This window comes from Mycobacterium sp. 852002-51613_SCH5001154 (genome assembly GCF_001667425.1).
In the GTDB taxonomy this organism is placed as follows: Bacteria; Actinomycetota; Actinomycetes; order Mycobacteriales; family Mycobacteriaceae; genus Mycobacterium.
Genome location: NZ_LZII01000031.1, coordinates 134,298 through 146,116, shown reverse-complemented (window position 1 = coordinate 146,116; position 11,819 = coordinate 134,298). Strand labels below are relative to the sequence as shown.

The 11,819-nt window shown below is 67.5% G+C and carries 12 protein-coding genes; 7 read left to right on the top strand and 5 right to left on the bottom strand.

Annotated elements, in window-relative coordinates; translation table 11 throughout:
- From A5750_RS08385 to A5750_RS08370, 4 genes are all read right to left on the bottom strand, one after another.
- Positions 1-1,145 (bottom strand): lytic transglycosylase domain-containing protein (locus A5750_RS08385; RefSeq protein WP_082959070.1); only part of this gene is annotated, 1,145 nt, incomplete at its 3' end.
- A 110-nt stretch (positions 1,146-1,255) separates the two neighbouring features.
- On the bottom strand, positions 1,256-1,792 hold the full coding sequence (locus tag A5750_RS08380; RefSeq protein ID WP_067261997.1) for a DUF1003 domain-containing protein: 537 nt from the start codon (positions 1,790-1,792) through the stop codon (positions 1,256-1,258).
- Positions 1,789-3,096, bottom strand: coding sequence for a magnesium transporter MgtE N-terminal domain-containing protein (locus A5750_RS08375; protein WP_066952913.1), 1,308 nt, complete (start codon positions 3,094-3,096; stop codon positions 1,789-1,791). The genes A5750_RS08380 and A5750_RS08375 overlap by 4 nt, the downstream gene beginning before the upstream one ends.
- A 69-nt stretch (positions 3,097-3,165) precedes the next feature.
- On the bottom strand, positions 3,166-3,786 hold the full coding sequence (locus A5750_RS08370) for a DUF4190 domain-containing protein (protein ID WP_066952915.1): 621 nt from the start codon (positions 3,784-3,786) through the stop codon (positions 3,166-3,168).
- A 160-nt stretch (positions 3,787-3,946) separates the two neighbouring features.
- Here A5750_RS08370 and A5750_RS08365 point away from each other — a divergent pair, with 160 nt between their 5' ends.
- The 6 genes from A5750_RS08365 to A5750_RS08340 are packed head-to-tail and all read left to right on the top strand — an operon-like array spanning position 3,947 to position 9,484.
- A complete protein-coding gene (locus tag A5750_RS08365) occupies positions 3,947-4,474 on the top strand; it encodes a general stress protein (protein ID WP_066952917.1) in 528 nt (175 codons plus the stop codon).
- Positions 4,475-4,529: 55 nt separating this feature from the next.
- Entirely contained in the window at positions 4,530-5,912 is a 1,383-nt protein-coding gene (locus A5750_RS08360) for an extracellular solute-binding protein (RefSeq protein ID WP_369829482.1), read from the top strand.
- Positions 5,913-5,970: 58 nt separating this feature from the next.
- Positions 5,971-6,879, top strand: coding sequence for a carbohydrate ABC transporter permease (locus A5750_RS08355; RefSeq protein ID WP_067261992.1), 909 nt, complete (start codon positions 5,971-5,973; stop codon positions 6,877-6,879).
- Positions 6,869-7,711, top strand: coding sequence for a carbohydrate ABC transporter permease (locus A5750_RS08350; RefSeq protein ID WP_066952923.1), 843 nt, complete (start codon positions 6,869-6,871; stop codon positions 7,709-7,711). The genes A5750_RS08355 and A5750_RS08350 overlap by 11 nt, the downstream gene beginning before the upstream one ends.
- 4 nt (positions 7,712-7,715) lie before the next feature.
- Positions 7,716-8,888, top strand: a complete 1,173-nt coding sequence (locus A5750_RS08345; protein ID WP_067261990.1) for an ABC transporter ATP-binding protein — start codon at positions 7,716-7,718, stop codon at positions 8,886-8,888.
- 2 nt (positions 8,889-8,890) lie between these two features.
- Positions 8,891-9,484, top strand: a complete 594-nt coding sequence (locus A5750_RS08340) for a suppressor of fused domain protein (protein ID WP_066952927.1) — start codon at positions 8,891-8,893, stop codon at positions 9,482-9,484.
- An 8-nt stretch (positions 9,485-9,492) separates the two neighbouring features.
- On the opposite strand, the gene corA is transcribed toward A5750_RS08340, so the two are convergent.
- A complete protein-coding gene (corA, locus tag A5750_RS08335; protein ID WP_066953044.1) occupies positions 9,493-10,596 on the bottom strand; it encodes a magnesium/cobalt transporter CorA in 1,104 nt (367 codons plus the stop codon).
- A gap of 194 nt (positions 10,597-10,790) precedes the next feature.
- Here corA and A5750_RS08330 point away from each other — a divergent pair, with 194 nt between their 5' ends.
- Complete coding sequence (locus A5750_RS08330) at positions 10,791-11,780, top strand: malate dehydrogenase (protein ID WP_067261987.1); 990 nt, start codon at positions 10,791-10,793, stop codon at positions 11,778-11,780.
- The last annotated feature ends 39 nt before the right edge of the window (positions 11,781-11,819 follow it).

Here is an 11,819-nt window from a genome sequence, read left to right as displayed (position 1 = left end):
GGTGGGGCCTGCGCCGGCGCCCACGGTGGGGCGGCGGGCGGCGGGTTCTGGGAGCCGACGCAGATCACCGTGCAGCCGGGCTGCCGCGTCGGGGCCTGCTGTTGGGCGGGGGTCATCCACGGGAACATCGGCGGTGGACCGGCGCTCTGCGGTTGGCCGAGGTCGATCAGCGGCACGCGCGCCAGGGGATCGTCCACCGGCAGCCCGTTGACGTTCATCGGCAGGTTGGGGCCGAGTCCCTCGGGGTGCTCGAGGAAGCCGTCGCCGAGCGGAGGCGGCGGACCCGTCATCGGAGGCAGGTCGACCGGAACCACCCCGGTGGCGTACGCCGAGGCCCAGCCCAGCACGTTCTGCGCGTAGGCCATCGAGTTGTTGTAGCGAAGGATCGCGGCCATCACTTGCGACGGGTCGCGGAGATTGAGGCCGCCGCTGCACAGGTAGCGGGCCGCCGCCAGGGTGGAGTCGAACAGGTTCTGCGGATCGGCCACGCCGTCGCCTTTGCCGTCGGACGCGTATCGCGCCCAGGTGCCCGGCAAGAATTGCATCGGTCCCATCGCGCGGGCATAGGTGGGGCGGTTGCCGGTGCTGCTCTGCAGGATGACCTCGTTGCCCGGCAGCGTGCCGTCCAACGAGGGGCCGTAGATCGGGACGACGGCGGTGCCGCGCGCGTCAACGGCGCCGCCGCCCGCATGCCCCGACTCGATGCGTCCAATCCCCGCCAGCAAGTTCCAGCTGACGCCGCAGTTCGGGGCGGCCACGGCCATCTTTTGCTCGGCACTGCGATAGGCCGCCAGCGCGATGCTCGGGATGCCAAGCGCCCCAGGCGCATTCACGATCATCGCTGGCGGTGGTGCCGACAAGGCGGGTTCGGCTACGTGGAAAGCGGCCGGGGAACGGTCGATGGGGACGACGGCGGGCCCGGAGAGGTCGGGGATGCTAGGGGACACCGCGGCCACCGGGGTGATGTTCGCGCGCACCGGAGGGAGTTTTTCGGGAAGCGAAGGCGCCGCTCCGCTCACTGCTCCGGCGAAAATCAACGGGGTGATGGTCGCGACCCCGAACGCACGCGTGCGTGTTACCTGAAGTGCTCGTTGCCGCTCCGCCGCGGCGGCCGGGTGTGCACCCCGGCGTCCCCCTATGCGCACTCGACCGTCCTAGGTATGTGAGCTGGTCAACTGCTTCTCAGCCGTGAACTAGATCACCATACATAACTCTTGTGACCAGAGTGGCGCAATGGTCGGAACTGATTACGCCCCTATTTCCTTGCGTTTCGGTCGACGCTGTCACCGCCCTGCGCCGCCTCAGAGCCCTCGGATTCGACGTCCAAATTCGCCAGCAGCGAGCGTAGGCCCTCGAGCTCGTGACGCAGATATTCGCGGGTCACGACCTCACCGACCGCCAGTCGCACGGCTGCGAGTTCGCGGGCCAGAAACTCGGTGTCGGCCTTGGTCTGCGCGGCGCGATGGCGATCCTGTTCGAGCGCGACCCGATCGCGATTTTCCTGACGATTCTGGGCGAGCAGAATCAGCGGCGCCGCGTAGGCGGCCTGCGTGGAGAAGGCCAGGTTGAGCAGGATGAAGGGGTACGGGTCCCACCGCAGACTCACCGCGGACAGGTTCAGCGCAATCCAGGCCACCACGAGGATGGTCTGCACCAGCAGGTAGCGGCCGGTGCCGAAGAAGCGTGCGATCGACTCGGTGATCTGGCCGACGGCCTCGGGGTCGAGGCGAGGCGAGTACCTGCGCGACGTCCGCGGGGTGTAGAGCCGGCGCGGGGTCGAGGACGTGCTCACGCGGATCCTCCCAGTTCTTCGAGCCGGCCGGTGACGTCGAGCGCCTGCACATCGACCCGCCAGTCGTGCGGCAACAGGTGATCGAGAAGATCGTCCACCGTCACCGCGCCCAGTAGGTGGTTCTGGTCATCGAGGACCGGTCCGCACACCAGGTTGTAGGCGGCCAGGTAGCGGGTCACCGCCCCCAGCGGCGTTTCCGGCGTCAGGGTGAGCAGGTCGTTGTCGACTATCCCACCGACCAACGCCGCCGGTGGTTCGCGCAGCAGCCGCTGCAGCTGCACACAGCCCAGGTACCGCCCCGTGGGTGTGGACGTGGGCGGGCGCACCACGAACACCATGGACGACAGGGCGGGGGTGAGGTCGGGGTCGCGGACCCGGGCCAGCGCCTCGGCGACCGACGTGTCGGGTGTCAGCACCACCGGATCCGACGTCATCAGGCCGCCCGCGGTGTCGGGCGAATGTGCCAGCAGCCGACGTACCGGGGCCGACTCGCCCGGGTCCATCCGGGTCAGGAGCATCTCGGCGTCGGTCGGATTCAGCACGCCGAGCAGGTCGGCGGCGTCGTCGGGATCCATCTCCTCGAGCACGTCGGCCGAGCGTTCGGTGCCCAGCTCGGACAGCACGTCGGCCTGGTCCAGCTCGGGCAGTTCCTGCAGGACATCCGCCAGCCGGTCGTCGTCGAGCGCTTTGAGCACCTCGTAGCGCCGCTTGGGCGGCAGCCCGCGGATGGCGTCGGCCACATCGACCGCCTTCCAGCCCTCGAACTGGTTCAGCAGCTGCGCCACCCCCTGGCCCGGCAGCGCCAGCGCCGACGGGGTGAGGCCCTGCACGTTTTGCCAATCCACGACGTGCACGGGGCCGCGCCGGCCCAGCCGCCGCTGACTGCGGACCGCTACCCGGCTCACCATCCAGTCGCGGGTGCGCATTTGTTCGATGCCCAGGTCGGTGACGACGACATCGAGACCGGCCAGCTCGGGCAGCGCGGGGTCGTTGACCCTGACCTGAGTGTCGAGCACCTGGCCGATCGCCAGCACCTCGCCCGGACGCTGTTCGAAGTGGCGCAGGGACACGCTGCCGGTGTTGAGCGTGACCGCCTCCGGTTCGATCGAGGTGACCCGGAGCATCGGGATGAAGATGCTGCGCCGCGTCGCCAAATCGACGACCAACCCCAGCACGCGCGGCTGCTGACGCACGATGCTGATGCTGATCACCACATCGCGGATCCGGCCGAAGGACTCGCCGAGTGGACCCAGCACCAACATCCGCGAGAGCCGGGCGATGTAGACCCTGTTGACCGATGCCATGGGGAAAGCCTAGGCAGCGCCGGGCGGCAGGGCAGATGGCGGCGGTGTTCGCTCGCTTACGCGATGGTGCTAACGCGAGTGCATCGCGAATATCGCGAAGATCAGGCCCACCACCAGGGTTGCGACGCCGATGACGATGCCGGCGACCGCGAGGCCGTAGCCGTCCTGCTGGGTGCGCTTGATCTGATTGAGCGCGACCACTCCCATCACGATGCCCGCGATCGAGCCGAGGCAGCAGCAGAACACACCGGTGAACGACGAGATGAGCGACGCGATAGCGAGCTTGTTCGTGCCCGGCTTGAGTCCGCTCGGCAACCCGTAGCCGCCCAGGTAGTCCGGCGCGGGGTAGTAGCCGCCCGGATAAGACGGTGGCCCGTAGCCGGCGGGCGGCCCGCCGAATTGCGGAGGCACCGGCTGGTACGGCGGCGGGCCGTAGCCCGGCGGCTGTTCGTAGCCCGGCGGCTGCCCGTATCCGGGTGGCGGCGGCGGGTATTGGCTCCCGTAACCCGGGTGGTGCTCGGTGGGATACGCCGGCGGCGGATAGGCCGGGGGCGGATATTCCGGCGTCGGCGCCGATGCGGGCGGCTCCCACGGCGCCTCGGGCTGTTCCGGAGCCCCGCTGCCGGCGGGCGTCGGTTTGGCCTGGTCATCGTGGGCGCGTTCGCCGAAGTCATCGCCGGGCGCTGTCATGCTGTTCAACCTAGCCGATGCTCAAGTGCGGGATTGGTGGCGAATCGCCGCGGACCTGCGGACCGCGGGGTCTTGTCTTCGCAGGTTGGCGTGCGGTCGCTGGATAGGCTATGAGGGCCCGAGATGTGACCTCGGCCAGGGCGGAGCAGAATGAGCACCAATGACTAGTCCTTTCCAGCCCGGTCAAGTTCCAGGCGCCACGCCCGCCGGTGCGGCGGCCGCCCGGCGCGGCGTCCCCTCGTTACCGACCCCGCCCAAGGGCTGGCCGGTCGGCTCCTATCCGACCTACGCCGAGGCGCAGCGAGCCGTCGACTACCTTTCCGAGCAACAGTTCCCGGTGCAGCAAGTGATCATCGTCGGCGTCGACCTTATGCAGGTCGAACGAGTGACCGGTCGGCTGACGTGGCCAAAGGTTCTCGGCGGCGGTGTGCTCAGCGGGGCCTGGCTGGGCTTGTTCATCGGGCTGGTGCTCGGGTTCTTCAGCCCGAATCCGTGGGCTGCGCTGGCCACCGGCCTGGTCGCCGGTGTCTTCTTCGGTTTGATCACCTCCGCGGTCCCGTACGCGATGGCCCGTGGCACAAGGGATTTCAGCTCGACCATGCAGCTGGTGGCCGGCCGCTACGACGTGCTCTGCGATCCGCAGAACGCGGAGAAGGCACGGGATCTGTTGGCGCGCTTAGCGATTTGAGGCCGCGCGCGAGAGGTGTGAATCGGTGGTGAAACGTCCCGGGCGCCTGCGCCGGATGGGCGTCATCGCGCTGGCGACGGTGACCACCACGGCGGCGCTTTCTAGCTGCGGGTCCGCCGGAAACGGGCTGGTGATCACTTTCTTCACGCCGGCCACCGACTCGGCCACGTTCACGGCGGTGTCACAAGAGTGCACCAGGCAATCGCGGGGACGGTTCACCGTCCAGCACGTGAGCCTGCCGCGGGGTCCCGGGGAGCAGCGAGTGCAGCTGGCGCGGCGGCTGAGCGCCCATGACCGCGGGCTGGACGTGATGGCGCTGGACGTGGTGTGGACCGCGGAGTTCGCCGAGGCGGGCTGGGCGCTGCCGTTATCCGACGACCCCGAGGGGCGGGCCGACGCGGACGCCGCCGTTGACACGTTGCCCGGCCCGCTGGCGACGGCCCGCTGGAAGCACAGGCTGTATGCCGAACCCGTCATAACCAACACGCAATTGCTTTGGTACCGGCCCGATTTGGTGAGCCAACCGCCGCAGGACTGGGATGCGATGGTGGGCGAGGCCGCCCGGTTGCACGCCGCGGGTCAGCCCGCCTGGATCGCCGTGCAGGCGAACGAGGGTGAGGGCCTGGTTGTGTGGTTCAACACGCTGCTGGTGAGCGGCGGAGGTCAGGTGCTCTCCGAGGACGGCCGCCAGGTCACGCTGACCGACACGCCCGCACACCGGGCCGCGACCGTCAACGCGCTGCGCATCCTCAAGTCCGTCGCTTCCGCCCCCGGGGCCGACCCGTCGATCAGCCGGACCGATGAAGGCACGGCGCGCCTGGCGGTCGAACAGGGCAAGGCCGCATTGGAAGTCAACTGGCCGTATGTGCTGGCCTCCATGCTGGAGAACGCGGTGAAGGGCGGTGTCCCCTTTCTGCCGCTGAACCGCGACCCGGCCCTGGCGGGCAGCATCAACGACGTCGGGACGTTCGTGCCCAGCGACGAGCAGTTCCGCATCGCCTACGACGCCAGCCGGCGGGTCTTCGGATTCGCGCCGTATCCCGGTGTGGCGCCGGGCCGGCCAGCCAAGGTGACGCTCGGCGGGTTGAACCTCGCCGTGGCCAGCACTACCCGCCACCGTGCGGAGGCCTTCGAAGCCGTGCGCTGCCTGCGCAGCCTGCAGAGCCAGAAATACGTGTCGATGGCGGGTGGCCTGCCCGCGGTCCGGGCGTCGTTGTACTCCGACCCGCAATTCCAGACCAAATATCCGATGTACACGATCATTCGGCAACAGCTCACCGATGCCGCCGTGCGGCCGGCCACGCCGGTGTATCAGGCGCTGTCGCTGCGGCTGTCGGCGGCGCTGAGCCCGATCGCCGAAATCGACCCGGAGCGGACGGCCGACGAACTCACCGCGCAGGCGCAGAAGGCCATCGACGGCAAGGGGCTGTTGCCGTGACCCGCGCCGGCGACGATGCAGTGGGGGTACCGCCCGCTCGCGGGGGAGAGCGACGCTGATGACCGTAGCCGCCGCGCCACGCCCTCGGGCCCGAAACCAGCTGCCGGAACGGCGACTTGCCTTTGTGCTCGTCGCGCCTGCGGCGATCCTGATGCTGGCGGTGACGGCCTACCCGATCGGCTATGCGGTGTGGCTGAGCCTGCAGCGCAACAACCTCGCCACCCCCAACGACACCGCATTCGTCGGGTTGAGCAACTACCAAACGATCTTGACCGACCGCTATTGGTGGACCGCTCTGGCCGTAACCCTGGGAATAGCAGCGGTTTCGGTGTCGCTCGAGTTCGTGTTGGGCCTGGCGCTGGCACTGGTGATGCACCGCACGTTGGTCGGTAGGGGCCTGGTGCGCACCGCGGTGCTCATTCCGTACGGCATCGTCACCGTGGTCGCGTCCTACAGCTGGTACTACGCTTGGACGCCGGGAACCGGCTATCTGGCCAACCTTCTGCCGCAGGGCAGCGCCCCCCTGACCGCCCAGATCCCGTCGCTCGGCATCGTCGTCCTGGCCGAGGTTTGGAAGACGACCCCCTTCATGTCGCTGCTCCTGCTGGCCGGGCTGGCGCTGGTGCCCGAAGACTTGCTGAAGGCCGCCCAGGTCGACGGCGCCGGGCCGTGGCGGCGGCTGATGCGCATCACCCTGCCCATCATCAAGCCGGCGGTGGTGGTCGCGTTACTCTTCCGAACGCTGGACGCCTTTCGCATCTTCGACAGCATCTACGTGCTGACCGACGGCGCCAACAACACCGACTCGGTGTCAATCCTGGGTTACGACAACCTTTTCAAGGGGTTCAACGTCGGATTGGGCTCGGCGATCAGCGTGCTCATCTTCCTCTGTGTGGGCATCATCGCGCTGGTCTACATCAAGGCGTTCGGCGCCGCGGCGCCCGGTGGTGACGTCGGTGGCCGCTAACAAAGCGGGCCCCGGGCGGGCCTGGGCCGGCTGGGTCCTGCTAGACACCGTGGTGGTGGTGTACGCACTGGTTCCGGTGTTGTGGATCCTGAGCCTCTCGCTCAAGCCGACGTCAACGGTCAAGGACGGCAAGCTGATTCCGTCGTCGGTGTCCTTCGAGAACTACCGTGGCATCTTCCGCGGTGACTTGTTCAGCTCGGCGCTGGTCAACTCGATCGGGATTGGGTTGATCACCACCGCGATCGCGGTGGGGCTCGGCGCGATGGCGGCCTACGCGATCGCCAGGCTGAACTTCCCGGGCAAGCGGATGCTGATCGGTGCCACCCTGCTGGTCACCATGTTCCCGGCGATCTCGCTGGTCACCCCGCTGTTCAACATCGAACGCTTCGTCGGCCTGTTCGATACCTGGCCCGGGCTGATCTTGCCCTACATCACATTCGCTCTGCCGCTCGCCATCTACACGCTGTCGGCGTATTTCCGGGAGATTCCGTGGGATCTGGAGAAGGCGGCGAAAATGGACGGTGCCACACCGGCCCAGGCGTTCCGCAAGGTGATCGTCCCGCTGGCCGCGCCCGGGGTGGTCACCGCGGCGATTCTGGTGTTCATCTTCGCCTGGAACGACCTGCTGCTTGCGCTGTCGCTGACCGCCACCAAGGCGGCGATCACCGCCCCGGTGGCCATCGCGAACTTCGGTGGCAGTTCGCAATTCGAGGAACCCACCGGGTCGATCGCGGCCGGTGCCGTCGTGATCACGGTCCCGATCGTCCTCTTTGTTCTAATCTTCCAACGAAGAATCATCGCCGGGTTGACCTCCGGCGCTGTGAAGGGATAGCGCGATGGCCGAGATTGTGCTGGACCATGTCACCAAGAGCTACCCGGACGGCGCCACCCCGGTAAAAGACCTCAGCATCACCATCGCCGACGGCGAGTTCCTGATTCTGGTCGGCCCGTCGGGGTGCGGTAAGACGACAACGCTGAACATGATTGCCGGCCTTGAGGACATCTCGTCGGGCGAGCTGCGCATCGGTGGCGAGCGCATGAACGAGAAGGCGCCCAAGGATCGGGACATCGCGATGGTGTTCCAGTCGTACGCGCTGTATCCGCACATGACCGTGCGGCAGAACATCGCGTTTCCGCTGACGCTGGCCAAAATGAAGAAGGCCGAGATCGCCCAGAAGGTCGAGGAGACCGCCAAAACCCTTGACCTGACTGAACTGCTCGACCGCAAGCCCTCCCAGTTGTCAGGCGGGCAGCGACAGCGGGTCGCGATGGGCCGGGCGATCGTGCGCCACCCCAAAGCCTTCTTGATGGACGAGCCGCTGTCCAACCTGGACGCCAAGCTGCGCGTCCAGATGCGCGGTGAGATCGCACGGCTGCAGAAGCGGCTGGGCACCACGACCGTCTACGTCACCCACGACCAGACCGAGGCCATGACGCTGGGAGACCGGGTGGTGGTGATGCGCGGCGGCGTCGCGCAGCAGATCGGCACCCCCGACGAGCTCTACGAACATCCGGCCAACCTGTTCGTCGCGGGGTTCATCGGCTCGCCGGCCATGAACTTCTTCCCGGCCACGTTGACGCCCACCGGGCTGACGCTGCCGTTCGGGGAAGTGGTGGTGACACCGGAAGTGCAACAGGCGATCGCCCGGCACCCCGCGCCGGAGAACGTCATCGTCGGGGTACGGCCCGAGCATCTGCACGACGCCGCTTTGATCGATGGGTACCAGCGCATCCGGGCGCTCACCTTCGAGGTGAAGGTGGACTTGGTTGAGTCGCTGGGTGCCGACAAGTTCGTCTACTTTTCCACCGCGGGGTGGGCGGCGCACTCAGCCCAGCTCGACGAGCTGGCCGCCGCCGCCCACGCCCACGAAAACCAGTTCGTGGCAAGGGTTCCCACGGAGTCCAAAGCGGCAATGGGGCAGTCTCTCGAGCTCGCGTTCGACACCGCGAAGCTCGCCGTTTTCGACCCCGGCACCGGGGCGAACCTGACCAACGCGGCGTCTGGGTAGCGGTGAGCCGGATCCTGGACCGGGTGCGGGCCCACCTGCGCCGCCACTTCGCCGGCGCCGAGCCCGATTCGGCGAGCGTGACATTCCTGGGCACCGAACCCATTGAGGTACTGCGCTTCCGCGGGACCGACGGGCTGCTGCACTACGTGTCGCTGGGCTGTTCGCGTTATCCGATGACCGACCCGACACAGATCGTCGATGACCGGACGCGGGGCCCGCGCGCCGAAGTCGTGCTGAGCCTGCGGAATCCGGGGCCGGTCAGCGGAATTGCCCGCAGCCTGGCGGTATTGGCCGCGACACCGGCCGTCGAGGGGTTGGTGCTGACCGCCGACGCGTTGGTCGATCTCGGCTCGCCGCTGTGGACGCGACCCGCGGGGCGAGTGCCGTTCACCGCGGTGTTGTTGGGCCCCAGCGACATCGACGATCTACCGCTGGAACCGCCCCGCGACCCGGTGCGATTCCTCGCGGCGACTCCCATCACCGCGACCGAAGCGGCGTGGGTGCGGTTGAAGGGCGCCGAAGCCATGCGACAGGCGTGGCAGAACGACGGCGTCGATGTGCTGAACCCGAATCGCCCTGCCGCACAACCTAATTGATCGAGCGGCTAGAGCCAGTTGAGCCTGCGGAAGCTGAAGTACAGGGTCAGGCAGGCGGTGGCCATTATCCCGACCACCACCGGATAGCCCCAGTGCCACTTCAGCTCAGGCATGAACTCGAAATTCATGCCATAGATGCCCGCGAACATGGTCGGCACCGCGACGATGCCGGCCCAGGCCGATATCTTGCGCATATCGGAGTTCTGCTGCATGCCCACGCGGGCCAATGCCGCCTGTATGAGCGAGTTGAGCATGTCGTCGTAGCTGTTGATGTGGTCCGCGGCCTCGGACTGGTGGTCGGCGACGTCGCGCAGGTACCGCCGCACTTCTTTGGAGATCAGGTCCTTGTTTTCTACCTGCATTCGGTGGAACGCGCCGGACAGAGGGTTGACGCACCGGCGCAGTTCGACGACCTCGCGTTTGAGGAGATAAATCGGTTCGACGTCGAGCTTGCGGCCCGGCGCAAACGCCACCTCCTCGATGCTGTCGATGTCGGACTCGACCAGGCCGCTCACCTCGAGGTAATGGTCGACCACGTCGTCGGCGATGGCGTGCATCACCGCGTACGGTCCCAGGCGCATCTGCTCCGGGTCGGCTTCCATGCGCTTGCGCACCTCCGATAGCCCGCCGTGTTCACCATGGCGGACGGTGACCACGAAGTCCTTGCCAACGAAGACCATGATCTCGCCGGTTTCGACGATCTGGCGGGCCTTCGTCACCGATTCGTGCGCGACGTAGGTAACGGTCTTCAAGACAAGGAACACCGTGTCGTCGTACCGCTCAAGCTTGGGCCGCTGATGCGCGCAGACCGCGTCCTCGACGGCCAACGGGTGCAGCCCGAAAACGTCCGCGACGTCCTGCATCTCGGTTTGGTCGGGTTCGCGCAGGCCGACCCAGACGAACGCTTCGTGTCCGAGCATTTCGATCTGGCGCACCTTGTCCCGGGCCGCGGCGTAGCTGAATTTCCCGGGCAGCCGGTGGCCGTCGGCGTAGACGGCGCAGTCGACCAACGTCTCGTTGGGGGAGTGGGGTGGGGGATCGGGATGCGGCGGACGCGGCTCGTGGGCGAGCGGCCGAAGCGCTTCGGGCAATGCGTCAAAACCCTGGAACACATCCACCTCCGATCGCTGCGCAGGTCTGACCGGGCGGTGCTTCATGCTACGCGCCCTGGCTTCGCAAAGCGCGCCGATCGGAGCGCGGCGGAGTGGGCCGGGTGTCGGACCGGAGGTTGGCAGCCGAGAGGGGTGCGCTAGTTTCGTGCCGAGACCCGAATCTGCATGACTATCTCCACAAGGAGCATTTCGACGTGAGCGCAAGTCCTCTCAAGGTCGCCGTCACCGGCGCCGCCGGCCAGATCGGCTACAGCCTGTTGTTCCGCCTGGCGAGCGGTGCACTGCTGGGCCCCGACCGCCCGATCGAGCTGCGGCTGCTCGAGATCGAGCCGGCGCTCAAGGCGCTCGAGGGCGTCGTGATGGAGCTGGACGACTGCGCGTTCCCGCTGCTGTCCGGGGTGGAGATCGGTGCGGACGCGAACAAGATCTTCGACGGCGCCAACCTCGCCCTGCTGGTCGGCGCCCGCCCGCGCGGCCCGGGCATGGAGCGCAGCGACCTGCTGGAGGCCAACGGCGCGATCTTCACCGCGCAGGGCAAGGCGCTGAACTCCGTCGCCGCCGACGACATCCGCATCGGCGTGACCGGCAATCCGGCCAACACCAACGCGCTGATCGCGCTGAGCAACGCGCCCGACATCCCGAAGGAACGGTTCTCGGCGCTGACCCGTTTGGACCACAACCGGGCCATATCGCAGCTGGCCAAGAAGACCGGCGCGAAGGTCACCGACATCAAGAAGATGACGATCTGGGGCAATCACTCCGCCACCCAGTACCCCGACATCTTCCACGCCGAGGTGGGCGGCAAGAATGCCGCGGAGGTCGTTGGTGACCAGAACTGGATCGAGAACGACTTCATCCCGACCGTGGCCAAGCGCGGCGCGGCGATCATCGACGCGCGCGGTGCCTCCTCGGCCGCCTCGGCCGCGTCGGCGACCATCGACGCCGCCCGCTCGTGGCTGCTGGGCAGCCCGGACGGTGACTGGGTGTCGATGGCGGTCTACTCCGACGGCTCCTATGGCGTGCCGGAGGGAATCATGTCGTCGTTCCCGGTGACCACCAAGGACGGCAACTGGTCGATCGTGCAGGGGCTGGAGATCGACGACTTCTCCCGCAGCCGCATCGACAAGACCACCGCCGAGCTGGTCGACGAGCGCAACGCGGTGACCGAGCTGAAACTGATCTGACGCCACCCGGCCGTCGCGGAAGTCATCCCGCGCAGATTA